Annotated in this window: 25 protein-coding genes; 19 read left to right on the top strand and 6 right to left on the bottom strand. The window is 59.5% G+C overall.

The window, feature by feature from the left end:
* Positions 1-110 precede the first annotated feature (110 nt).
* From FDY93_RS15575 to FDY93_RS15535, 9 genes are all read left to right on the top strand, one after another.
* Positions 111-542: a hypothetical protein gene (locus FDY93_RS15575; protein ID WP_138236686.1), complete on the top strand. Its 432-nt coding sequence runs from the start codon at positions 111-113 to the stop codon at positions 540-542.
* Between the two features lie 29 nt (positions 543-571).
* Positions 572-1,411, top strand: coding sequence for a shikimate dehydrogenase (gene aroE / locus FDY93_RS15570; protein ID WP_138236685.1), 840 nt, complete (start codon positions 572-574; stop codon positions 1,409-1,411).
* A gap of 66 nt (positions 1,412-1,477) precedes the next feature.
* Complete coding sequence (locus tag FDY93_RS15565) at positions 1,478-1,690, top strand: hypothetical protein (RefSeq protein ID WP_138236684.1); 213 nt, start codon at positions 1,478-1,480, stop codon at positions 1,688-1,690.
* A gap of 81 nt (positions 1,691-1,771) precedes the next feature.
* Positions 1,772-2,263, top strand: a complete 492-nt coding sequence (gene purE / locus FDY93_RS15560) for a 5-(carboxyamino)imidazole ribonucleotide mutase (RefSeq protein ID WP_138236683.1) — start codon at positions 1,772-1,774, stop codon at positions 2,261-2,263.
* A 52-nt stretch (positions 2,264-2,315) separates the two neighbouring features.
* A complete protein-coding gene (locus FDY93_RS15555) occupies positions 2,316-3,431 on the top strand; it encodes a 5-(carboxyamino)imidazole ribonucleotide synthase (protein ID WP_138236682.1) in 1,116 nt (371 codons plus the stop codon).
* Between the two features lie 26 nt (positions 3,432-3,457).
* The gene (locus FDY93_RS15550) at positions 3,458-3,859 is read left to right on the top strand and encodes a hypothetical protein (RefSeq protein WP_138236681.1); all 402 of its coding nucleotides are present in this window, start codon (positions 3,458-3,460) and stop codon (positions 3,857-3,859) included.
* Between the two features lie 23 nt (positions 3,860-3,882).
* The gene (locus tag FDY93_RS15545; protein ID WP_166218782.1) at positions 3,883-4,794 is read left to right on the top strand and encodes a LysR family transcriptional regulator; all 912 of its coding nucleotides are present in this window, start codon (positions 3,883-3,885) and stop codon (positions 4,792-4,794) included.
* 112 nt (positions 4,795-4,906) lie between these two features.
* The gene (locus FDY93_RS15540) at positions 4,907-5,401 is read left to right on the top strand and encodes a DUF2938 domain-containing protein (protein ID WP_138236679.1); all 495 of its coding nucleotides are present in this window, start codon (positions 4,907-4,909) and stop codon (positions 5,399-5,401) included.
* A 30-nt stretch (positions 5,402-5,431) separates the two neighbouring features.
* A complete protein-coding gene (locus FDY93_RS15535) occupies positions 5,432-5,950 on the top strand; it encodes a hypothetical protein (protein WP_138236678.1) in 519 nt (172 codons plus the stop codon).
* Positions 5,951-5,962: 12 nt separating this feature from the next.
* Here FDY93_RS15535 and FDY93_RS15530 read toward each other — a convergent pair whose 3' ends face one another.
* Both FDY93_RS15530 and FDY93_RS15525 read right to left on the bottom strand, forming a co-directional pair.
* Entirely contained in the window at positions 5,963-6,895 is a 933-nt protein-coding gene (locus tag FDY93_RS15530) for a dimethylarginine dimethylaminohydrolase family protein (RefSeq protein WP_138236677.1), read from the bottom strand.
* Between the two features lie 214 nt (positions 6,896-7,109).
* Positions 7,110-8,357: a Zn-dependent hydrolase gene (locus tag FDY93_RS15525; protein ID WP_138236676.1), complete on the bottom strand. Its 1,248-nt coding sequence runs from the start codon at positions 8,355-8,357 to the stop codon at positions 7,110-7,112.
* 311 nt (positions 8,358-8,668) lie between these two features.
* On the opposite strand from FDY93_RS15525, the gene FDY93_RS15520 reads away from it, so the two are divergent.
* Entirely contained in the window at positions 8,669-10,102 is a 1,434-nt protein-coding gene (locus tag FDY93_RS15520) for a TonB family protein (protein WP_138236675.1), read from the top strand.
* A gap of 63 nt (positions 10,103-10,165) precedes the next feature.
* On the opposite strand, the gene FDY93_RS15515 is transcribed toward FDY93_RS15520, so the two are convergent.
* Positions 10,166-10,714: a gamma carbonic anhydrase family protein gene (locus FDY93_RS15515; protein ID WP_246068603.1), complete on the bottom strand. Its 549-nt coding sequence runs from the start codon at positions 10,712-10,714 to the stop codon at positions 10,166-10,168.
* Positions 10,715-10,816: 102 nt separating this feature from the next.
* Between FDY93_RS15515 and FDY93_RS15510 the strand changes: the two genes are divergently transcribed.
* From FDY93_RS15510 to FDY93_RS15500, 3 genes are read left to right on the top strand one after another with little or no spacing between them, the layout of a single operon-like run.
* The gene (locus FDY93_RS15510; protein ID WP_138236674.1) at positions 10,817-12,865 is read left to right on the top strand and encodes a M3 family metallopeptidase; all 2,049 of its coding nucleotides are present in this window, start codon (positions 10,817-10,819) and stop codon (positions 12,863-12,865) included.
* A 40-nt stretch (positions 12,866-12,905) separates the two neighbouring features.
* Positions 12,906-13,175: a YheV family putative zinc ribbon protein gene (locus FDY93_RS15505; RefSeq protein ID WP_138236673.1), complete on the top strand. Its 270-nt coding sequence runs from the start codon at positions 12,906-12,908 to the stop codon at positions 13,173-13,175.
* Between the two features lie 19 nt (positions 13,176-13,194).
* Complete coding sequence (locus FDY93_RS15500) at positions 13,195-14,001, top strand: hypothetical protein (protein WP_138236672.1); 807 nt, start codon at positions 13,195-13,197, stop codon at positions 13,999-14,001.
* A 52-nt stretch (positions 14,002-14,053) separates the two neighbouring features.
* On the opposite strand, the gene FDY93_RS15495 is transcribed toward FDY93_RS15500, so the two are convergent.
* A complete protein-coding gene (locus tag FDY93_RS15495; protein WP_138236671.1) occupies positions 14,054-14,713 on the bottom strand; it encodes a hypothetical protein in 660 nt (219 codons plus the stop codon).
* 147 nt (positions 14,714-14,860) lie between these two features.
* The gene (locus FDY93_RS15490; RefSeq protein WP_246068602.1) at positions 14,861-16,231 is read right to left on the bottom strand and encodes an MATE family efflux transporter; all 1,371 of its coding nucleotides are present in this window, start codon (positions 16,229-16,231) and stop codon (positions 14,861-14,863) included.
* Between the two features lie 414 nt (positions 16,232-16,645).
* On the opposite strand from FDY93_RS15490, the gene coxB reads away from it, so the two are divergent.
* The 4 genes from coxB to FDY93_RS15470 are packed head-to-tail and all read left to right on the top strand — an operon-like array spanning position 16,646 to position 20,914.
* Positions 16,646-17,806: a cytochrome c oxidase subunit II gene (gene coxB / locus FDY93_RS15485; RefSeq protein ID WP_138236670.1), complete on the top strand. Its 1,161-nt coding sequence runs from the start codon at positions 16,646-16,648 to the stop codon at positions 17,804-17,806.
* Between the two features lie 24 nt (positions 17,807-17,830).
* Complete coding sequence (gene ctaD, locus FDY93_RS15480) at positions 17,831-19,381, top strand: cytochrome c oxidase subunit I (RefSeq protein ID WP_138236669.1); 1,551 nt, start codon at positions 17,831-17,833, stop codon at positions 19,379-19,381.
* 18 nt (positions 19,382-19,399) lie between these two features.
* The gene (locus FDY93_RS15475) at positions 19,400-19,969 is read left to right on the top strand and encodes a cytochrome c oxidase assembly protein (RefSeq protein ID WP_138236668.1); all 570 of its coding nucleotides are present in this window, start codon (positions 19,400-19,402) and stop codon (positions 19,967-19,969) included.
* A gap of 54 nt (positions 19,970-20,023) precedes the next feature.
* A complete protein-coding gene (locus FDY93_RS15470) occupies positions 20,024-20,914 on the top strand; it encodes a cytochrome c oxidase subunit 3 (protein ID WP_138236667.1) in 891 nt (296 codons plus the stop codon).
* 105 nt (positions 20,915-21,019) lie between these two features.
* On the opposite strand, the gene FDY93_RS15465 is transcribed toward FDY93_RS15470, so the two are convergent.
* Positions 21,020-21,244 (bottom strand): DUF2909 domain-containing protein, encoded by a 225-nt coding sequence (locus tag FDY93_RS15465; RefSeq protein WP_138236666.1) that lies wholly within the window; start codon positions 21,242-21,244, stop codon positions 21,020-21,022.
* A gap of 33 nt (positions 21,245-21,277) precedes the next feature.
* Here FDY93_RS15465 and FDY93_RS15460 point away from each other — a divergent pair, with 33 nt between their 5' ends.
* Together FDY93_RS15460 and FDY93_RS15455 are read left to right on the top strand one after the other, a co-directional pair.
* Positions 21,278-22,114 (top strand): SURF1 family protein, encoded by an 837-nt coding sequence (locus tag FDY93_RS15460; RefSeq protein WP_138236665.1) that lies wholly within the window; start codon positions 21,278-21,280, stop codon positions 22,112-22,114.
* Positions 22,115-22,217: 103 nt separating this feature from the next.
* Positions 22,218-22,871 carry an SCO family protein gene (locus FDY93_RS15455; RefSeq protein WP_181954065.1) on the top strand — a complete coding sequence of 218 codons (654 nt, stop codon included), beginning with the start codon at positions 22,218-22,220 and terminating at the stop codon, positions 22,869-22,871.
* Positions 22,872-22,896: the final 25 nt, after the last annotated feature.

Here is a 22,896-nt window from a genome sequence, read left to right as displayed (position 1 = left end):
CCCTGGGGACTCTTCTAAAACACCCCTGTTTTAGAAGGTCTCGCAAAGGGAATCCCGGCATCGACACCTTCTCGATTATTTCAGTGGTATTTTTCTAATAGGGAATCGCCATGCACAAGGCTCGTCTGGAAGACATCAATAAACTGTTCCTGGAATACCGCCGCCTGTTCGAAGCGCGCGATGCGGAGAAGATCGCGGACTTCTACCGTTTCCCCATTCATTACTATTTTTCCGATGGCAAAAAGTCTCAACTGAGCCGCGAGTATTTTATCGGCCGTGTGAAAAAGCTGTTGCGGCTGTATCAAAAACTCGGCGTAAGCCAGATCGTCGGTGCGGTAACAGATGTGATCGAGCTGAACGAGAACACCAGTCTTGCAACCCTCAACTGGGTGTTGCTGGATACCAGTGGCGAAAAGCCGAAGCAGATTTACAGCGCAATTACCCGCTACATGGTGTGCGAGCATGCCGATACGCTGAAAATCGACGGGCTGATCGGGGTGAACGAAACGGTGCAGCTGAAGAATGCGCTGCGTCAGCAGTAAGAATAATTATTGAATCAGGTTTAATGGTCATGGATCGATACGCCGTCATCGGCAATCCCATCAAGCAGTCTCTGTCGCCGGTGATTCACACCGCGTTTGCGCAGCAGACAGGTCAGCAACTCGAATACGGCAAGCTGTTCGCAGAGGTGGACGGCTTTAAAGACGTGGTGGACGCGTTCTTTGCGGCGGGGGCCAAAGGGCTGAATATCACGGCGCCTTTCAAGCTGGATGCATTTGAGTATGCCGACACCCTGAGCGAACGCGCGCGCACGGCGGGGGCGGTGAATACGCTGGCATTGCAGGGCGATGGCAGGCTGCTCGGGGACAATACCGACGGCCCGGGACTGGTGTCGGATATCCGCAATCACCTGGGCTGGAGCATAAAAGGCAAGAAGCTGCTGGTGCTGGGAGCCGGCGGTGCGACCCGCGGCACGCTGCTGCCGCTGCTGAAGGAACAGCCGGCGCTGCTGCATATCGCAAACCGCACGGCGGCCAAGGCCGAGCAGCTGGCGGACGATTTCTCCGCGCACGGCAGCCTGACGGCGAGCGGGCTCGAGGATATTCCTGCGGGGTTTGACCTGATCATCAATGCCAGCGCCGCGGGGCTCTCCGGGGAGCGGCCGCAGATTGCCGAGGTGGTGGTAGGGCAGGGCGGCTGTGCCTACGACATGGTGTACGGTGCGGAGCCGACACCGTTTATGCGCTGGGCGGCCGATCTCGGCGCGCAGACCGCCGATGGCCTGGGCATGCTGGTGGGGCAGGCGGCGGAGGCGTTTTACCTGTGGCGCGGGGTGCGCCCGCAGGTTGAGCCGGTACTGGAAATGCTGCGCGGTGAACTGCGCAAGAAACTGGCCGCGACCGCGAAATAAACCTTCGCGCTATCCCACCATTTTCCCGGGACAGTTTTCATTACTGAACGGTCACAGACAGGTGTCGTGACCGTCTCGCCACACTATCTTTCCGCTGCGGGCCGCACGATTTTATCGGCGCCGGTCATTTTTCTGCGGGATTTTTCAGAAACGTCGGCAAATTGCCGTGAGCAGGGCGTAATAGGGGCGGATGAAGGCGCGGTGCAGCGTGCTTTCTGGCTGTTTTTTGGTATCCTCTCGCCCCTTAATTTGGGCCGGGTCGGGCACGCCCTGTGGTGAGACCCGTTTCCTCCCTGCCCATCCCTGGTATCGGTGGCGAATAACGCCCCGGCGCTCGTGAACCTCTGGAGTTAAGCGCACGTGAAACAGATTCCCTTCGAAACAGTCACCATCGTGATGGGGTCCCAATCTGACTGGCCGACCATGCAAATGGCGACCAAGCCCCTCACCGAACTGGGAGTCCCCTTTGCCACGGCGGTGGTTTCCGCCCACCGCACGCCCCAGCGCATGGTGGAGTTCGCCACCACCGCCCACGAGCGCGGCACCAAAGTGATCATTGCCGGCGCCGGCGGTTCCGCGCACCTGCCGGGCATGATTGCCGCCATGACCCCGCTGCCGGTGATCGGCGTGCCGGTGGAGAGCAAGTTCATGACCGGCATGGACAGCCTGCTGTCTATTGTACAGATGCCCAAGGGCGTGGCCGTGGCCACTCAGGCGGTGGGCGCCTCCGGTGCCTACAACGCGGGCCTGATGGCGGCGCAGATGCTGTCCCTGTCGGACCCGGAGCTGCAGCAGCGTCTGATTCAGTGGCGCGAGAGCCAGAGCGCCGGCGTACCGTTCGAAGTCGAATAAGACTGGCGAGAACGGAGCAGAGAAGACGTACGAATTCAGAGGTATACCGGAAATGACCGAGAGACGAGTAGGCATTGTCGGCTGCGGCCAGCTGGCGCAGATGATGGCCCAGGAAGCGCGCCCGCTGGGCATTGAATTCAGTTTCCTCGCCGAGGGCGGTGAGAACACCACCTGCGTGGAGGGGCTCGGCACGATCGTCGACGCCTCCAGCGGTGCGGATATCGAGGCCCTGTACCGCGCCATGGGCGAGCCAGAGGTGATTACCGCCGAGCGCGAGGGCGTATCCGTGGAGCTGCTGCGCGCGCTGGAAAAATTCTGCCCGGTCTACCCGCGCCCGGACGCGTTTGAAAAAACCCAGCACCGCCTGCGCGAGAAAACCGCCATCACTGCCGCCGGCCTGCCGGTGGCACCGTTCCTGCCGGCCAGCAATTACGCGGAGATCTGCGCGGCGGTAAAACAGCTCGGCTACCCCTCGTTCATCAAAAGCTGTGAACACGGCTACGACGGCAAGAACCAGTGGCGGGTGAACAGCGACGAGGATCTCGCGGCCATCGCCAACGATGTACCCGAATCGGAATACGTGGTGGAGCAGGGCATTCACTTCTCCCGCGAAGTTTCCCTGATCGGCGCGCGCACCGCCGACGGTGCCGTGATCACCTACCCGCTGGCGGAAAACGACCACTACCAGGGCACCCTGCTGGTCTCCACCGCACCGGCGCCTCACGTGAGCGAGGCGCTGCAGCACACCGCTGAGACTTACCTGGCCACTCTGATGAATGCCTGGGACTATGTGGGTGTGCTCGCCATGGAGTGCTTTGTTACCGACGACGGCCTGCTGATCAACGAGCTGGCGCCGCGGGTGCACAACAGCGGTCACTGGACCCTGGCCGGTGCCGATACCAGCCAGTTCGCCAACCATGTGCGCGCGATCCTCGGCATGCCGCTCGGCGAAACCCACTGCGAGCGCGTGGCGGTGATGATCAACATGCTCGGCGTCGACAAAACCCCCGCACTGCCGAACGAAGGCGTGTGGTCCTACGGTAAGGAACTGCGCCCCGGGCGCAAGATGGGCCACGTGATCCTGCTGGACGACACCCAGGAAGCACTCGCCGCGCGCATCGACAGCATGCTGGAAGAGCTGTACGGTCCGACGAAAAGACCCGCCTGATCGGGCAAAATAACAGGAGATAATAAGTGCGAGAATTCCTGAAAAACCTGTCGGTGTGTTTTGCCGCGGGCTGTTTTGCCGGCCTCGCCTATGCGCTGGGCCTGTGGGCGCTGGGGCACTACGGGATTACCCGCGCGCTGTCGGTGGATATCGCCCCGCATCTCTCCAATGCCTATATCTACCAGCGCGTGGTGTGGGGCGGTGTGTGCGGCCTGATTTTCCTGCTGCCGTGGCGCAAGAGCTGGGTGGCCCGTGGTTTTCTGCTGTCACTGATTCCCGCCGGTATTCTGTTGCTGCTGTTGCTGCCCATGCGCGGCTTCGGCATCGGCGCGCTGGCCCTGGGGACGCTGACACCGCTGGTGATTATCCTCGCCTGTGCGGCCGGCGGTATTGCCGGGTCCGGGCTGTTGCGAGCCCAGGGCAAATAAACCTCACAGAGCGGGCGAGGGCTGTGCGCAATCTCAGTCTCGATCAACTGCAGCTGTTCGTCAGCGCGTGCGAGCTCGGCTCCTTTTCCGCAGTTGCCCGCCAAACCGGTCGCGCCCAGTCCGCGGTGAGTGCCCAGATACAAAACCTGGAGCTCGATCTCGGTCTCGCGCTGTTCGACCGCAGCGGCAAATTCCCCAGACCCACCGATGTAGCCCTCGCTTTGCTGCCGATGGCCCGCCTTTCGATTGGTCAATTGCGTCGCCTGCAGCAGGCTGCGGACTCCTATCAGGGCGGCGAAGAGTCGCAACTCAGGATTTTGTTCGAAGAGCAGGTCATGCCGGACCGGCTGAACGACATGCTCGCGGCATTTGCCGAACAGTTTCCGAACACCCTGATCCACGCCAGTAGTGTCGACGGGGAGTGGGCCATCGACCGGATCAGCCGAGGTGAGGCCGATTTCGCTTTCGTTACCGCACGGGGTGGTTATCCGGCCGAGGTGGACTCCAATAATCTCGGCCAGCAACAGATCCTTACCCTCGCTGCGCCGGACCACCCTCTCGCGCAAATGCCGCTGGCCAGCCTCGCCGAGGCGGCAAATTACCGGCAGATTCTGATTGCCAGCAGTGCCAGCGAATCCGCCCTCGATCCCCCGTATACCCAGGTCGCCGCCCAATGCTGGTTCACCGATTCCCTTTTGCAGGGGCTGGAACTGGCCGCCAAGGGGGTGGGTTGGGTAAACGCGCCCTTCGAGCTGGCGCGCCCCTACTTGAAAAGTGGTCGGTTGGTGGAGCTGAAGCTCACCAGCGCACTTTCGGCTTGGAGCCTCGGTGTAGACCTGCTGTGGTCCAACCGCACAGCACAGGGCGTTGCCGCACGCTGGTTTGCGCGGGAAGCGCATCGTCTCTACGGCAACTACTACAGCCCTCCCCAGTAGATCTCTCCCTGATCGTTTTTCCTATCTGAATTTCCGATAGATACCAACTTTTACTGAAGGATATTCCAGTAGAAACTTCGCGCATGATCAAAAGTGGCGGAGAGGTATTTTCGTGAGCGAATTTTGGCAATGGATAGGCAACAGCCTGGTGCTGGGTATTGGGGCGACGCTTGTCTGCGACATCTGGGGGCAGTTCGTGCGCCTGGTCACGGGTATAGCTCCGCTGGATTGGCGTTTGGTGGGGCGCTGGATCGGGCATATGCCACGCGCATTCACCCACGACAATATCGGCAAGGCACAGCCCGTCAGGGCAGAAACGGCGCTGGGCTGGAGCGCCCACTACCTGACAGGTATCGCTTTGGCCGCCGCAATGCTGGGTATTTATGGCAACGACTGGGTGGCGGCACCGCGGCTTTCTGAAGCGCTCGCCTTCGGTCTGGCTACCGTGCTGCTGCCATTTTTTGTGATGCAGCCGGCACTGGGTGCCGGTATCGCTGCCGCTCGCACACCCCGGCCGATGCGCGCGCGACTCCTGAGTGTGCTGACTCACGGTGCATTTGGCGTGGGACTTTGGTGCAGCGCGGTGCTGGCGAATTTTTTCCAATAGTTATTCGTTGATGAAACCCGGAGGTGAATTGTGGATGACAAAACCGCACAACAACAACTGGCAGAGTTTGGTGAATATTACCGCTACGATGTGGGGTATCTGCAGGATTTCCTGCAGCTTGCGCCCAAGGGTTACGAGGCGTTCCAGGGATTTCAACCGCTGTCCCTATACCGCGACCAGCTGCCGCTGGATATTTACTGGGTGAGCCGGCTGGCGTCGATGCAGATAGCGGACTGCGGCGAGTGCCTGCAACTGACCGTGCGCATGGCGCTGGAGGCGGGGCTGGATAAAAATCTGGTAAAGGCATGCATCGAGGGCGGCAGCCGCCTCCCGGAAAGTCTCAAGGACGTCTATGACTTCGCCAGTGCTGTCGCCAGCTACCGCGCCATTGACCCGCAACTGGATGCGCGGATCGACCAGCAACTGGACAAGGCTCAGCGTATTGAGCTGGGAATCTGCGTGGCGACGGCAGCGGTTTACCCGACCATCAAGCGGGCGCTGGGCATTGCCCAGCGCTGCAGTCTGGTGGAAATTGAGTACGCTGCGTAATCGCGGGCTCAATTAACCCGGGGAAACTGCGGGCCTTACGGAAGCGCGCGCGAGCGGTTGGCACATGCAGTGCACGCCGCCACCGCCGGCGGTGATCATGGAAATATCCGGGTCGATGACGGTGAGGCCGCGCGCGCGGCATTTCTCTTTCAGTTCGGTGTTGTCCGATGGCAGCATTACGCGATCACTGCCGAGCGCGACGACGTTGACGCCCAGTTCCATTACTTGCGGGTAGGAGATGTCGATAATCTCGAAGTTGCGGGATTTGAACCACTGCACCAGTTCCGGCTCCACCGCGTCCACACACACGGCTACTAATTTGTCGGCGAGTGCGGCGACGAGCACGTCCAGATGCAGGAAGTAGGGGTCGAACTCGTAGCCTTTTACTTCCCAGCCTTCTTTTTCGATCCAGCTTTTCATCTGCTTGAAACCCTGCGGTGAGGTGCGCTCGCCGGAGTGGCCGCACAGGATGACGCCGGGCTCGAGCACCATGAAGTCGCCGCCCTCTAAACTGCCGGCGGTGATGATGTCGTAAATCGGGATGTCGAGTTTTTGGTAAGTCTTGACCACGTCGACCCATTCGCCACGGCGCCAGGGGGAGTACATCTGGGTGACGATGGGGCCCCAGGGGGTCATGACGCTGCTGTCGCGGGCGTAGAGTTGGTAGGGGAGGTTTTCGTCGGCGGGCAGCAGGTGGGTGGTGACGCCGGCGTGTTTGTAGGCGTCGAGCATTTCCTGGTGCTGGCGTTTGGCGACATCGGCATTGAATTCGCGGCCGAGGCGCACGGAGCGGCGGGAGGCGGCGTTGCCCATTTGCCAGGTGTAGTGGTCGATGGGGCCGACGAGCAGGTCGGTGAGTACGCCGTACTCGGAGTCGATACCCCAGCGGGCGAGGGGGGCGGTATCGCCATTGTCGTTGCGGTGTTTGTAAGTAAATTCGGTCATTGTGGTTCTCGCGAGTTCTGTGGTTTTTAGGAGCGCTGTTTTGGCTCTGTGGCGCTCTTGCTGCCGGTGGCCATTCGCGAGACACGGGCTAGGCGCCCCCCCTCAACCCATCCCTGGGGGCTCTTCTAAAACATCCCTGTTTTAGAAGGTCTCGCGAATGGCCCCCGGCAGCAGGAGCTTCGCGTTGAATTTCTTTACTCTGTAAGAGAAAAATCTAAACGGCGCTGTTTGCCATTTTCAGCATGGCGTGCAGCAGTACATTCGCACCCGCTTCCAGATCTTCCGGCTCCGCATTTTCCGCTTCGTTGTGGCTCAGGCCTTTTTCACAGGGCACGAAGATCATGCTGGTGGGCGCGACGCGGGAGATGTACACGGAGTCGTGGCCGGCGCCGGAGACCATTTCCTTGTTGCTGTAGCCGAGCTCGGCGACAGCGGAGCGCACGGCTTCCACGCACTTCTCGTCAAATTTCACCGCGGGTGAGCGCCATTCGTCGCGGATCTGGTGTTCGAGGCCGGTTTCGTCGGCGATGCGGGCGGCGATTTCGCGGAAGCGCTGGTCCATGGTGTTGAGGATATTCTGGTCCGGGTGGCGCAGGTCGACGGCGAGGACCAGTTTTTCCGGGACGGTGTTGCGGCTGCCGGGTTCGACGCGGATGTCGCCGAAGGTGGCGCGGGCCCAGGGGGCGTGTTCGGCGGCGAGTTTGTAGAGGGCGTCGAGGATGCGGTGCAGGCCCATGAAGGGGTCGCGGCGGCCTTCCATGGGGCTGGGGCCGGCGTGGCAGGGTTGGCCGATGAGGGTGAGGTCGTACCAGTGCATGCCCTGAACGCCGGTGAGCACGCCAATCTGCTTCTGTTCTGCTTCCAGGATCGGGCCCTGTTCGATGTGGACTTCGAAGGCGGCGCTGAGGGGGCGCGCTTGCGCGGGCGCTTTTCCTTTGTAGCCGATCCGCGCGAGTTCTTTGCCGAAGGTTTTGCCTTCCTTGTCGGCGCGCGCGTAGGCGTAGTCGAGGTCGAAGTTTCCACTCCACACGCCGGAACCGATCATGGCGGGGGAAAAGCGCGCACCTTCTTCGTTGGTCCACACCGCGACTTCCAGCGGGGCTTCGGTTTCGATGCCCGCGTCGTTCAGGGTGCGCACGACTTCGAGGCCGGCGAGTACGCCGTAGACGCCGTCGAAGCGTCCGCCGGTGGGCTGGGTGTCGAGGTGCGAGCCGGTGAGCACTGGCGGCAGGTGGGGGTTATTGCCTTGGCGGCGGGCGAAGATGTTGCCCATTTTATCAATCGTGACATCGCAACCGGCGTCTTTGCACCAGTGCACGAAGAGGTCGCGGCCCTGTTTATCCAGGTCGGTAAGCGCCTGGCGGTTGCAGCCCCCCTTTTCGGTGGCGCCGATTTGCGCCATTTCCATCAAAGAATCCCACAGGCGCTGGCCGTCAATGCGCAGTTGGCTGAAGTCGGTCATCGAGTCGTCCAAAAGCAGTAGATTTTTAGAGGAGCCGTTGTGTGTATCCAAGGCCCGGTACATCAGGTTTAGTACAAATGGCTGTTGCCATTCTGCCGCGGCAGCGAACTGATGATTGTTGAACTCGGTGGCCGCCCGCGATGAAACTGCGGAATGTCGAAGGGCTAAGTGCAGTAACTGCTGTGTTTTTCGCTAGTGAAATATCCGCGTATCACCCGTTGCGACTCGGGCCCGGGTGAAAAATTGCGCACCTGAATGTTATTCTTCCGCGCCAAGTAGCAACAAAGAACACAAAAACACAGGAGATTGCGGTGAAAAGGACTTTTCTCGGGATGATGTTGATTCTCGCCGGTGCTGCGCTGCCGGCACAGGCAAATTTCGACAAGGCCATGGAGGCCTACACTGCGGGAAACTTTACCGAAGCCTACCGCAGCTTCGACGCACTGGCCGCGATCGGCGACTACAGTTCGGCATTCAATATCGGAGTCATGTACTACCGGGGCGAGTATGTTGAGCGCGACCCTGTAGAGGCCTGGGCGTGGATGCAGTTGGCGGGGTCCGAGTCTGACACGGAAAACATGTTGCTCACTGCTGAGAAAGTCTTCTCAGGCCTCAGTGTGGCGCAGCAGCAGGCGGCCAAGGCGCGTCTGGATGCGCTGCTGGATAGCTATAGCACAGAAGTACTGAGCACGGAGTTAGCGCCGGTACTGCTTTCAGACGATGAGTGCGACGTGGACCGCACACCGGTGTCGAAGAAGCAGCCGCGATACCCGCAGACAGCGTTGCGCAAGGGGCAGTTTGGCCGCGTGGTGGTGGAGTATTCGGTGATGCCCGGTGGCCACGTGCGGGATGTGGCAGTGGTGCAGTCCAGTGGGGAAGATTTTTCGCAGGCCGCGGGCGAGTCGGCCCTTTACTATCGCTATGAGCCGATGCCGCTTGCGCAGCCGACCGGCGGTTACAAGACCGCCATTTCGTTCTCGATGCACGGCAAGATCGACAACAAGCAAGGGCTGGTTGCGGAGCTGCAGGAGTGGCGAGACAAGGCCGAGGCCGGCGACGGCTTGGCGCAGTATGTGTATGCCTATCGGCTCGGCGTGTTCCGCTCCTTCCAACACTATATGAAAGACGTAAACCTGGAGTATCAGACCGCCAACAGGTGGTATCTGGAGTCGGCAAAGCAGGGTATACCGCACGCCCAGTACGAGATTGGCCGCAATATGATCGCCGGGCGAGGGTGTGAAGCAGACGCTGAGGGCGGCATGAAATGGATCAGCGCCGCAGCGGTCGCAGGCCTGCCCGAAGCACAGCAGTATCTGGCCAGCAGTCCTGGGGCAATGCCTGAGGAAGAGCGCCGCGCCCACGCCATCCGCTGGCTAAAAAACGCTGCGGCCAATGGCCACTATTTCTCGGGCCTGCTGTTGGCATGGGAGCTGGTATCCGGCCCGGGCCAGATTACGCAGGAAGAGTTGTCGCACGCGGAAAAGCTGGTGGCGGCGGAGCCTGTGAATTATTTCGACAAGGTCCGCATCCTGGAGACCGAAGCGGCTGTGGCTGCCGCGCGGGGCGATTTTCCGCGCGCACAGCGGCTGCAGAAGAAGGCCGTGAAGATTGCCGACCGGCTGGAGTGGGACCTGCGCGATGTGCACCATCGGATGGAGGCCTACAAGCGCAAGGAAAAATGGGTTGGACCCTACTACTACGATATTGAACTGGAGCCGACGCCACTGCAGGCATCGGCGCAATAACCGCGGTGCGCAACTGGGGCCGGCGTACATGGCAACATTTGCTGTGCGCCGGCGGCCTTTGCGTCAGCCTGCGAGATATTCATCCTTGAGTTTTACGTAGTTGCCGGCGGTGTAGGTGAAGAATTTTTTCTCTTTTTCCGACAGTGGCCGCGCTTGTTTTGCCGGCGAGCCAACATACAGGTAACCACTTTCCAGCCGCTTGCCCGGCGGTACCAGCGCGCCGGCGGCGAGCACGACTTCGTCTTCGATAACCGCGCCGTCCAGTACAATCGCGCCGATGCCGATCAGCACCCGGCTGCCCACGGTGCAGCCGTGCAGGCAGGCCTTGTGTCCGATGGTGACATCGTCACCGATGGTGAGCGGCCAGCCGCCTTCGTTGAAATCGCTGGCGTGGGTAATGTGCAGCACTGCGCCGTCCTGCACGCTGGTGCGGGCGCCGATGCGCACCCGGTGCATGTCGCCGCGGATTACCGCCATCGGCCACACGGAAGAGTCGTCACCGAGTTCCACGTCGCCGATCACACAGCTCTGGGGGTCGATATACACCCGCTCGCCGGGTTTCGGGCTGTGGCCCCGGTGTTGACGCAATGTTTGGGAATCGGGCTTGGACAAGGCTGACCTCCACTTGGGCAATCCACTAAAATACGGAACATATGTTAACCCTTCTCCACGAGCCTCGCCCGGGCGAAGCTCGCCCACCGTCAAGGAATGCCCATGTCTGACACGCCGTCGTCCAACCCGCTGCTCGCCGCTCCGGTACTGCCGCCGTTCGATACCGTAAAGCCGGAGCACGCGGAGCCGGCCATTAGCGCGTTGATCGGGAAATGCCGCGAACAGCTGCAATCCAGCCTGGAAAAGGCCGGAGAACACCCTGTATGGGAGGAAACCCTGGCCCCGCTGGAGGAGGCTCAGGACCAGCTGAGCAAGGCGTTCTCGCCGGTTTCGCACCTGAACAGCGTGCTGAGCGGCGACTGGCGCGCGCCCTACGAGTCCTGCCTGGCGAAGGTGACCGAGTACTGGACCGAACTCGGGCAGAACGCCGAGCTTTACGCGGTCTATCGCGCACTGGCGAAGTCGCCGGATTTCTCCTCCTGGCCTCAGGCCCGCCAGCAGGCGGTGCGCCACGGCCTGCGGGATATGCATCTGGGTGGCGTGAGCCTGGAGGGCGAGAAGCGCACGCGCTATGCCACTATCAGCAAGCGCCTGGCGGAGCTGAAGAGCCGGTTCGCGAACAATGTGCTGGACGCCACCAATGCCTGGACCCTGAATATCACCGACGCGGCGGAACTGGCGGGGATTCCGGATTCTGCGCTGGCGGCGGCTGCGGCACTGGCGGAAGCGAAAGGCAAACAGGGTTGGCTGTTGACCCTCGACGGCCCCTGTTTCCTGGCGGTGATGACCCACGCGGAAAATCGCGCGCTGCGCCAGAAGGTTCATTACGCCTACATCACCCGCGCTTCCGATGTGGGCCCCAACGCCGGCGAGTTCGACAATGCCAATGTAATGGCGGAAATCCTCGCCCTGCGCGCGGAGCAGGCGCACCTGCTGGGTATGAAGAACTACGCCGAGCGCTCGCTGGCGAGCAAGATGGCGGAATCACCGGAGGAGGTGGAGAAGTTCCTGTGGGATCTGGCCAAGCGCGCCAGGCCCGCGGCGGTGCGGGAATTTGCCGAGCTGCAGGCCTTCGCCACCGCGGAACTCGGTCTCGACAAGCTGCAGCCCTGGGATATCGCCTGGGCTGCGGAAAAACTCAAACAGGCCCGCTACGCCGTGAGTCAGGAGAACCTGCGCCCGTATTTCCCCTACCCGAGGGTACTCGCCGGAATGTTTGCGGTGGCGGAGAGGCTATTCGGCGTGGTCGCCGAGCGGGATGACACTGTGGCCAGCTACCACCCGGATGTGCATTTTTACTGGCTGAAGCGCGGCGGTGAACCCATCGCCGGCTTCTATCTCGATCCCTACGCCCGTGAGAAAAAGCGCGGTGGTGCCTGGATGGACGACGCGCGCGTGCGCCGCCAGGCCATCGCCGGCCTGCAGCTGCCGGTGGCCTATCTCGTGTGCAATTTTTCTTCTCCTTCCAAAGACGCACCGGCGCTGCTGACCCACTACGAGGTCACCACCCTGTTCCACGAGTTTGGCCACGGCCTGCACCATATGCTCACCCAGGTGGATGTAGCGGCGGTGTCCGGAATTAACGGGGTGGCCTGGGATGCGGTGGAACTGCCCAGCCAGTTCCTGGAAAACTGGTGCTGGGAACCGCAGGCCCTGGCGATGATTTCCGGGCACTATCAGACTGGCGAGCCATTGCCCCAGGTCATGTTGGATAAAATGCTCGCGGCCAAGAATTTCCAGTCGGCGATGTTTACCGTCCGCCAGTTGGAATTTGCACTGTTCGATTTCCTGCTGCACTCGCGTCCGGAGGGGGCAAATACTGAGGAAATCCAGCGGCTGATCAACGATGTGCGCACCCGGGTGTCGGTGGTACCGGTATCGCCGGACAACCGCTTCCAGCACAGTTTCAGCCATATTTTTGCCGGTGGTTACGCCGCCGGTTACTACAGCTACAAGTGGGCGGAGGTGTTGAGCGCGGATGCGTTTTCCCTGTTTGAGGAAAACGGTATCTTCGATGCGGACACCGGCCGGAGATTTCTCTCCACCGTGCTGGAGCAGGGCGGAAGTCGCGATGCGCAGGACCTGTTCGCAGAATTTCGCGGCCGAGCCCCTAAAATAGATGCGCTGCTGCGTCACTCCGGTATTGAATAAGTCGGGTATTCAGCCAGCCAGGCTGTAAAAGAGGTAGACCTTGAGCGAAGAATTTGAAAAACCGGTAAAGCGCCGCTTTATTGCCGGTGCGGTGTGTCCCCGCTGCAGTGCCATGGACAGAATCGTCAATTACAAACTGGGCGATAAAAACTATCGCGAATGCGTGGCCTGTGGCTTCAAGGATGAGATCCGACTTCAGGCTTCGGCGCGGGAGCTGGATACTCGCGTCAACCAGACTGCCGACAGGGAAGTGGAAGAAACCGCGGTAAAAATACTGCTGCCGTCTGGCAAGACGGATAATAAAAAGTAATCCACAGAAATCGATACCCTTGAAAAAACTTTACCCGCTGATCGCGCTGGCGATCGTTGTTGTGATTGCCGGACTGTATGGTCTGGAACACTACCGCAAGGTGCGCGAACAGCAGCAGGCGCAAGCTGCCTACCTGATTACCCGCTGCGTCAATCAGGGGCTGCTTTCACTGTTTTCCCTGCAGGCAAACGACTGGGAGAGCAATCCCGGACAGTTGAATGAAGAGGAGGAGCGTCTGAAACAGCGGGTAACCGCACTGCCAGATACGGTTGGCATACAAAAGCCATTCGCAGACTGGCAAGGCGCATTGGATGTGTGCGACCGCCTTACGGTCAATTCCAACCGTCAGCACCGGACCATTTTTCGCCCGCTCACAGAAATGGCAAAGAAGGATATCTGGCGTCTGGATACGGCGAAGAGCGAACAGTTTCAGGAGCGGCGGATAAAGGCGATTTACCGCACCAGAATCGCAGCGGAAGCCGCCGACCGCTATCTGGATGATCTGCGGGCGGATGTGAAAAGGCTGCTGGATACCAACCGGATATCACCGGAGGCGCGTGCGCTGACGGATCAGCAGCTGCAGAAGGCCATTTTTGACAAGTACCGCAAGGGACAATTCAGCAAGCAGCGGGTATTGCAGTATCTGGAACGGCAGGAATCGTTCTACCAACTGCTGACCGATAACCCGAAGGGCTTTACCCTGCGCGGTGGCAGTCTGTTTTTCTACAATAAAAACCTCCACCGCCAGGCGGATGATCTCAACCGTGCGCTGTTACAGGGTGAGGTGGATTTTTTCAGCAATTGGCGTCTTATCGTCCAGCACTGAGAAGATGCTAGTGGTTTGCCGAAACGGTAAATGATTCGGCTTGGAAGTACTGTTAGTGCGAAAGATCAAACTGCTGTGCCAGGGATGGCGTGCTCAGTTCAATCTGCATATGGTTGGCGAAATCCGGCCACTCTCCCGGGGCATCGTCGTAGCGCTGCTTGTAAAGGATCATCGAAACGAGCCGCGCGGGATCAAGTGCAGTCGGCTCAAAGCGCTGCAGCAGCACGCATGCCAGGTCGTCCAGTTGGCAGGCCAGCGCTTCCCCCAACAACTCGCGCACAACCAGATTGGCCACCAGCGGGTCCATCGGCAGCAGCGGAGTACCGCACAAGGGCTGCAGCACGTCATTGATTTCTTCCATGGTGCGGTGGGCGAGATAAGCCTCGTCGAGAATGGAACCGAGCCCATGCTCATAGGGTTGGCGCTCGGGGATTTCACTGAAACTGTGCAGAATGAGTTCGCGCACCGGATAAAAATCGAGGCCGCCGGCCTGACACAACTGATCCAGACGCTGTAGCCAGCCGGGAATGACCTGGATGTAGCGGATCACAAAACAGGTGAGGTGCAGTGGCGCATCGCGCTGTGGCAACTGAATGCTACGGTGCAGGTTGGGCAGGGTGTCGTGCAGGGAGCGCCGGAATCGGCCCCTGGCCTGTTCCGCGGCAACCGCGCGGTCGATGCACTGCTGGATCAAGTGGTAATGGTCAGACATACATCAAAACGAAAACGGCGAAACCGCCTCCCCGTTTCTTTGTCGATCAGTACCTGCTGGACCCCCGCAATGCCCGGATCGGGCTGTGTCCAATAGGGCGGACAAGACGGCTTAACGATGGAAGAGGAATCGGTACCGTAGCTCCAATTACAGCCATGATTTGTTTTTAGTGTAGATATAAAAATAGACCATCAATCCGGTGGATCGTGCGACAAACCACAAAAACAGGCTGAACCAGACGCCAACATTGTCATAATGGCGGGTAAACCACCAGCAGGGCAAAAAAACCATCACGGTGGCGATAAACATCGTGTTGCGCATCTGTTGGCTCTTGCCGGCGCCGATGAAAACCCCGTCGAGCTGGTAGCTCCATACCGCCACCAGCGGCAGGGCACAGAGCCAGGGGTAAAACGCCTCTGCCGTGCGCAACACCGCGGAAATATCCGTAAACAGCGGCAGAATCCACTCCCCTCCCACCACCAGTAACGCGCTGATCAGCAGCGCCGTGCCCAGTGCCCAGACACCTGCGGCTGCCGTGGTGCGGCGGAACTGTGTAGCGGAACCGCGGCCGACCGCGCGTCCCACCAGAGATTCGGTGGCGTGGGCAAAACCGTCCAGCGCATAGGATGTCATCATCAGTAGCTGCAGCAGGATGGCATTGGCCGCGAGCACGGTGTCGCCCAGAGCGGCGCCCTGAGCGGTGAAAAATGTCAGAGTGAACAGCAACAGACAGGTGCGGATGAACAGATCGCTGTTGATCCGCAGCAGTTCCTGCCAGGGAGAGATGGCGCGCCAGGGCCAGAAATCCGCTTCCCGCAACATGCCGGCCATTTCGCTCAGGGCTTCGCCGTGGCGCCTGCCGAGCAGCCACCATGCCAGCGCAAAACCGCACAGGTCGGCGCTCACCGAGGCCCAGGCGGCGCCGCGCGCGCCCATGTTGAGCCCGAGGATCAGTAGCAAGTCCAACAGAATATTCAGCAGATTGGCAGCGACCAGAATGACGAGCGGTGCGCGGCTGTCCTGGCGGCCGATAAAAAATCCGAGCAGCGCGAAATTCGCCAGCGCCAACGGCGCACTCAGCAATCGGATTTGCAGGTAGGCGCGGGCGTGGGGCGCGGCGTCGGCGCTGGCATTCATCCACTGGGTGATCGCCGCTAGCAGCGGTGATGCCAGTAGCAGCAACAGCGCACCCAAGGCGCCCGCGAGACACAGTGAGCGCAGCAGCCAGCGCGCGCCGCCGTCGTTCGCACGCGCCACCAGACCGGTGGTGCCCATGCGCAGGAAACCGAAGGCCCACAGCAGCATGGAGATTACGCTCGCGCCAATGGCGACGCCGGAAAGATATTCCGGGCTGGGCAGATGTCCGAGCACTGCAGTATCTACAGCACCGAGCAGTGGCACGGTAATGTTGCTCAGAATCATGGGCCAGGCGAGATACCAGACCCTCAGGTAGGGGGTGGTGCTGCGGCGCGAGAGTCCTCTCGAGCCCGGGCGCAACCGCACCGATAATTTCTTCATACAGCGTGGCGGTGAATTGACTTTCTTCTGGTGATGTGTTTCTTTTGGTCAGTGCTAGATGCGACAAAAAGACACAGGTTGTTGGTTGTACCTTCCGGGCGACGACATCTGAAGTAAAAATAACAAGTTGCACTGACGGCAGTATCGCGCAGCTGCGGCCTCCCCGGGTTGTGCGAACAGTGTATGTAGTCTTGGTTTACTACAGCATGTCCACATTTTCATGTGTGGATTTTTCCCGATATCCCTATCGGGGCAGACTCCAGTTCTCCCAGCAGCCAACCGCTGTCACAGGGTTTTGCTATCTTGTTGGTTGCAGCGCCGCGACCCTACACGCGTCATTGGCCGTGTGACAAGCAGCGATGTGACCGCAGGACCGCGGCTCGCGAGAATAACAAACATGGAGATCTGCAGGCGATGTTGATGGGCTTCAAACGGCTGTTCGCCTTCCCGACTGTCTCGGCCTTCGCTTCTACCGCATTTGCCCAGGAAACGGCGCAAAAAGCGGAAGAGGGCGTAGCGCGCTGGGGGGTCAATATGACCCAGGGGGTAACCGAGGTTTCCCGTACCACTTACGATCTGCACATGCTGATTTTCTGGATCTGCGTGGCGATTGGCATAGTGGTGTTCGGGGTGATGTTCTACAGCATGTGGCGCCACCGCAAGAGCAGGGGGTACCAGGCGGCGCAATTCCACGAGAGTACGCTGGTGGAACTGGCCTGGACCATCGTGCCCACGCTGATTCTTATCGGAATGGCGATTCCCGCCACCAAAACCCTGTACGACATCTACGACACCAAGGAAGCCGATCTCGACATCATGATCACCGGCTACCAGTGGAAGTGGAAATACGACTACCTGGGTTCCGATGTTTCCTTCTTCTCCAATCTCTCCACCCCGCATTCCCAGATCAGCAACCAGCAACCTAAAGGCGATCACTACCTGCTGGAAGTGGACGAGCCGCTGGTGGTACCGGTGAATAAAAAAATCCGCTTTCTGATTACCGCCAACGACGTGATCCACGCGTGGTGGGTACCGGACCTGGCGGTGAAGAAAGATGCGATTCCGGGCTTCGTGAATGAGTCCTGGACCCGTATCGACGAGCCCGGAATTTACCGCGGCCAGTGTGCGGAACTGTGTGGCAAGGACCACGGTTTCATGCCCATCGTGGTCAAGGCGGTACCGGAAGACGAATATCACTCCTGGTTGAATGACCGCGCAGAACAGGCCGCGCTGATTAAGGAATTGACCAACAAGACTTTCACCTTCGACGAGCTCTATGAGCGCGGCAAAAAAGTCTATGCCAGCACCTGCGCCGCCTGCCACCAGCCCAATGGTCAGGGCGTGCCCGGTACCTTCCCGGCCATTGCCGGTTCCAAGGTCGCCACCGGCGGCATGGAAGGTCACATGAGCATGGTGGTGAACGGTTCGCCGAAGAATCCGGCGATGCAGGCCTTCGGCGCCCAGCTGAATGAAGTGGACCTCGCTGCGGTCATCACCTACCAGCGCAATGCCTTCGGCAACAACATGGGCGACACCGTGCAGCCCATCGACATTCTCAATTTCAAGAATAAGTAAGCAGGAGCCGAAAGGAGTTTAGTTATGGCACACGGTCCCAAACCCGGTTTTACCCGCTGGCTCTACACCACCAACCACAAAGACATCGGCTCGATGTACCTGTGGTTCAGTTTCGCGATGTTCCTGCTCGGCGGATGTATGGCGCTGGTAATTCGCGCCGAACTTTTCCAACCCGGCCTGCAGATCGTGCAGCCGGAATTCTTTAACCAGATGACCACCATGCACGGCCTGATCATGGTGTTCGGTGCGGTGATGCCGGCATTCGTCGGCCTCGCCAACTGGATGGTGCCGATGATGATCGGTGCTCCGGATATGGCGCTGCCGCGTATGAACAACTGGAGTTTCTGGATTCTGCCGTTCGCGTTCGCGATGCTGGCATCCACCCTGTTTATGGAGGGCGGTGCTCCGAACTTCGGCTGGACTTTCTACGCTCCGCTGTCCACCGAGTACGCGCCGCCGAGCGTGACCTTCTTCATTTTCTCCATCCACATCATGGGTGCGTCTTCGATCATGGGTGCGATCAATATCGTCGCCACCATCCTCAATATGCGCGCGCCGGGCATGACCCTGATGAAGATGCCGCTGTTCGTGTGGACCTGGTTGATTACCGCCTATCTACTGATCGCGGTGATGCCGGTGCTCGCGGGCGTGGTGACCATGATGCTGATGGATATTCATTTCGGCACCAGCTTCTTCAGTGCCGCCGGCGGTGGCGACCCGGTACTCTTCCAGCACGTATTCTGGTTCTTCGGCCACCCCGAGGTGTACATCATGATCTTGCCGGCCTTCGGTATTGTGTCGGCGATCATTCCCACTTTCGCGCGCAAGCCGCTGTTCGGTTACAGCTCCATGGTGTACGCCACCGCGTCCATTGCGTTCCTGAGTTTCATTGTGTGGGCGCACCACATGTTCACCGTGGGCATGCCCATCGCCGGTGAACTGTTCTTCATGTACGCCACCATGCTGATCGCGGTGCCCACCGGGGTGAAGGTGTTCAACTGGGTGACCACCATGTTCCGGGGGTCGATGACCTTCGAGACGCCGATGCTGTTCTCCATCGCCTTCGTGATCCTGTTTACCCTGGGTGGCTTCTCCGGTCTGATGCTGGCGATTGCCCCGGCCGACTTCCAGTATCACGACACCTACTTTGTGGTGGCGCACTTCCACTATGTGCTGGTGCCGGGTGCGATCTTCTCCATCACCGCCGGTGTGTATTACTGGCTGCCGAAGTGGACCGGCAATATGTACAACGAGGCGATGGGCAAGGTGCATTTCTGGCTCGCGTTTATCGGCCTGAACGTCACCTTTTTCCCGATGCACTTTGTCGGTCTCGCGGGTATGCCGCGGCGGATTCCCGACTACGCGCTGCAATTTGCCGACTTCAACCAGATTGCCAGCGTGGGCGCCTTCCTGTTCGGCGCGGCGCAGATCGTGTTCCTGTTTAATGTGATCCGCACCGTGCGCGGTGGCAAAAAGGCCACCGATGAAGTCTGGGAAAACCCGCAGGGACTGGAGTGGACCGTGCCCTCGCCGGCGCCTTACCACACCTTCAGCACCCCGCCGGTTGTGCGCTGATTTTTTGAAGTAGCGACCATGGCAATGAGTGCAAATACCAGAACCACCGCCAAGCTGCTGACCCTCGCGGTCGGCATGCTCGGCTTTGCACTCTTCGTGATGCCGCCATTGTACGACGCCTTTTGTGAAATCACCGGTCTCAACGGCAAAACCGGCGGGCGCTACGAAGCGGTACCCGCTGCGGTAGATACACAGCGAACGGTGAAGGTGCAATTTGTTGCCAGCAATAACGAAAACATGCCCTGGGAATTCAAACCCGGGGTAGTGGAGTTGAAGGTGCATCCCGGCGAGGCAGTGGATACCGTCTTTCACGCGCGCAATCCCACCGATCGCGATATGGTCGGCCAGGCAATTCCGAGCCTCGTGCCTTTCAAGGCCGCCAGCTATTTCCACAAGACCGAGTGTTTCTGCTTCAATCAGCAAACACTCGCCGCCGGCGAGACCGCCGAGCTGGGTCTGCGTTTCATCGTCGACCCGGACCTGCCGCCCGGCGTGAATACCATAACGCTCTCCTACACGCTGTTTGATGTCACGGACCGGATAGCGCAACAGACACAAAACAAGAAAGCGGATGCCTCCCCAATTTGAGCCCAGATCTGAGCCCAATGTAAGACAGGCACCAAGCGAGAGGGATAGATAACTATGGCCACCGAAAGCAGCTACTACGTTCCCGAGCAGTCCCGGCTGCCTATTTTTGCCACCATAGGCATGTTTCTAACCGCATTCGGCGCCGCCAACTGGGTCAACGGCGGCAGCTCGTACATATTCTTCGCCGGCGCTCTCGCCCTGGCCACGGTATTGTGGTTTTGGTTCGCCGCCGTTATCCGCGAAAACATGCAGGGGCTGAACAGCGACCAGCTGAAACGCTCTTATGTGTGGGGCATGGGTTGGTTCATTTTCTCCGAAGTCATGTTCTTCGCAGCCTTCTTCGGAGCCCTGTACTACATCCGCACCTTTACTCTGCCGTGGCTCGGTGGCGAAGGGGACCGCGGTTCCTCCAATATGCTGTGGGAGGGCTTCCAGAACACCTGGCCGCTGATGGTAACCCCCGATCAGGCGGTGAGCGGTGATGCCGCCAAGGTAGTCGGCCCCAAAGGCGTTATCGACCCCTGGCACCTTCCGCTGCTCAACACCTTTCTGCTGCTGGCTTCCAGTGTCACCGTGCATGTGGCGCATGTATTTCTGAAAAAGAACAAACGCCAGGCATTCAATATTTGGCTTGGCATTACCGTGGTCCTCGGCGCCGCCTTCCTGTTCTTCCAGGTCGAAGAATATCTTGAAGCCTATCAGCACCTCGGGCTGACGCTGGAGTCCGGTATCTACGGCACCACCTTCTTCATGCTCACCGGCTTCCATGGCGCCCATGTCACCCTTGGTACCATCATGTTGCTGATTATGTTGCTGCGCTCAGTAATCGCTCACCACTTCAAGCCGAACGATCACTTTGGCTTTGAGGCGGCCAGTTGGTACTGGCACTTTGTGGATGTGGTGTGGGTGGGACTGTTTATCTTTGTTTATGTATTGGGTGCGTAAGTCGACCAGAGAAGCGAGGCCAGAAAATTGGGGTGAAGGTAAGTCACCTGGGGGAGATTTCGCAATCTCCGCCAGGTATATCACCGTCACAGAAACAGTGACTAATTAGTATTTGTTGGCCCAGGGCGCAGTATTGGAAAGAATGCCGCTATAAAATCCATACCAGATGGCGAGCAGCAACAGCGCCGCGAGCGTGATGCGAATACCCAGCGCGTAAAGTGTGCGCTTTGATTCGGGCGCGCCCATATCGCGCAGTAGAAATACCAGAGCGCTGGTCAGGCTGGCCAGCACGGCGACAAACAACAAAACAATTATTGCTTTTAGCCACATAATCAAACGCCATTTATTGAAGTACTTATTGGCATGACAGCTTCCAGAACGCCGCAGGCATTGCGCGGCAAAGCGTTATCGAGCGGAACCGCAGGTCACTCCGCTGACATTGGACAACCATCGCGAGCAGCCAGTGTAGCATTTATCCGCAGTTGGCCACTCAGTATCCTGTGCCTGTGTTTTTTTCCGTTGTTGCTCGGCCTCGGTAACTGGCAACTGCAGCGCGCGCAGGAAAAGCAGCAGATACTTCGCGACATAGACGCTCGCCTCAGCGCACAGCCGGCAAGAATATCCGAGCTGCGCCAAGCACAAACCTATACCCCTGTGCGTCTGCTCGGCTTTTATACCGACGAATATTTCTACCTCGACAACCGCACCCGCAACGGGCGTACCGGTTATGAAATTCTACAGGTGTTCGAAACCAACAGCGGCAGTGGTAGAACCCGCTGGCTGATCAACCGCGGCTGGCTTGCCGCGGGTACAGACCGCGGACAGCTACCTGATGTTGCCTATCCGCTCGCTGCCAAGGTCATTACCGGATTCCTGTATCCCGTTCCGCAAACCACCCAGACAGAGGGCGGGAATAGTTCCATTGAACCGCACGGCCGAATCCAGCAATTGGATGCGGCGCTGGCCGATAGGTTGAATCTCACCCGCAGCTCCTGGCATATCCGGCTCAGTGCAGACTCGGATACCGCGTTCGTTACCGACTGGCAACTGGTCAACGTCAAGCCACAGAAACACCATGGTTACGCGCTACAGTGGTTTTCCATGGCTTCGGCACTGGTCGTGCTTTGGTTGCTGGCCGCGACCAATGTCAGGCTGATAGTGCGACAAAAGTGGTTTAAAAAGACGGCGAAACAGACATAATCAATCCATAACAATAACGAGCGCCGCATTTGGACCTTGCTCGGCAGGCCTACTGCTACGGAAGGCAATTTGAGGGCAGCGGCGCTACAGCGAGGTAGACGTAGTGACAGACAATATTCACTCGCAAACAGCGCCGGCTGGTGTGCAGGCCGCAGGCAGCCCGCAGGGCCGGAGAGGGCTCGGGCGCTGGGCGGGCACCGCGGTGTTCAGCGCCGTAGCCTTACCCATGCTGGCCGCGTATATCGTGTTTTACACCGGCATTGGCATGCCGACGGCCACCGTCAATCAGGGCGAGCTGCTGGTACCCGCAAAGAATGTTGCGGAAGTTGAACTTTCGTCCGCCGATGGTGAGCAGATTGCTCTGGCAAGCGAAGACCCGAAGTGGCGCTATCTGATTCTCGGGTCAGAGCACTGTGCGGACGAGTGCGAAAAGCTGCTCTACACCACCCGCCAGGTGCATATCCGCCTTGGCGATAAGGCCCACCGGGTCGAGCGTATGCTGGTCACCGAGGAACCACTCAGCGAGTTGCACCAGGCTGAACTGAAAAACCAACACCCGCGTCTGCGTTTCGCCACCGCCGACCGACAGCAATTAGAGCGCTGGCTCGCCGACAGTGATCACCCGCAGCCGAAGCGTCCCAGCGCGCTGCTGGTGGACCAGAACGGCTTTGCCATGATGGTTTATGACAATCATCACACCGGCAACCAGCTGCTGAAAGATGTTAAACGACTGCTGAAGTACTCCTACGAAAAATAGCGTCGGGAAAGAAACCGCGGCACAG

It is taken from the genome of Microbulbifer harenosus (genome assembly GCF_005771435.1).
GTDB classification, from domain to species: Bacteria; Pseudomonadota; Gammaproteobacteria; order Pseudomonadales; family Cellvibrionaceae; genus Microbulbifer; species Microbulbifer harenosus.
Note: the sequence above shows the minus strand (reverse complement) of the source record. Positions and strands in the feature narration are given on the sequence as shown.

Coding starts and splice junctions, on each gene's coding strand:
- FDY93_RS15470 (WP_138236667.1), top strand. CDS start 20,024: ATGGCCACCGAAAGCAGCTACTACGTTCCCGAGCAGTCCCGGCTGCCT.
- FDY93_RS15555 (WP_138236682.1), top strand. CDS start 2,316: ATGACCGAGAGACGAGTAGGCATTGTCGGCTGCGGCCAGCTGGCGCAG.
- FDY93_RS15495 (WP_138236671.1), bottom strand. CDS start 14,713: ATGTCTGACCATTACCACTTGATCCAGCAGTGCATCGACCGCGCGGTT.
- FDY93_RS15530 (WP_138236677.1), bottom strand. CDS start 6,895: ATGACCGAATTTACTTACAAACACCGCAACGACAATGGCGATACCGCC.
- FDY93_RS15510 (WP_138236674.1), top strand. CDS start 10,817: ATGTCTGACACGCCGTCGTCCAACCCGCTGCTCGCCGCTCCGGTACTG.
- FDY93_RS15575 (WP_138236686.1), top strand. CDS start 111: ATGCACAAGGCTCGTCTGGAAGACATCAATAAACTGTTCCTGGAATAC.
- aroE (WP_138236685.1), top strand. CDS start 572: ATGGATCGATACGCCGTCATCGGCAATCCCATCAAGCAGTCTCTGTCG.
- FDY93_RS15465 (WP_138236666.1), bottom strand. CDS start 21,244: ATGTGGCTAAAAGCAATAATTGTTTTGTTGTTTGTCGCCGTGCTGGCC.
- FDY93_RS15525 (WP_138236676.1), bottom strand. CDS start 8,357: ATGACCGACTTCAGCCAACTGCGCATTGACGGCCAGCGCCTGTGGGAT.
- FDY93_RS15475 (WP_138236668.1), top strand. CDS start 19,400: ATGGCAATGAGTGCAAATACCAGAACCACCGCCAAGCTGCTGACCCTC.
- FDY93_RS15460 (WP_138236665.1), top strand. CDS start 21,278: ATGACAGCTTCCAGAACGCCGCAGGCATTGCGCGGCAAAGCGTTATCG.
- FDY93_RS15490 (WP_246068602.1), bottom strand. CDS start 16,231: ATGAAGAAATTATCGGTGCGGTTGCGCCCGGGCTCGAGAGGACTCTCG.
- ctaD (WP_138236669.1), top strand. CDS start 17,831: ATGGCACACGGTCCCAAACCCGGTTTTACCCGCTGGCTCTACACCACC.
- coxB (WP_138236670.1), top strand. CDS start 16,646: ATGTTGATGGGCTTCAAACGGCTGTTCGCCTTCCCGACTGTCTCGGCC.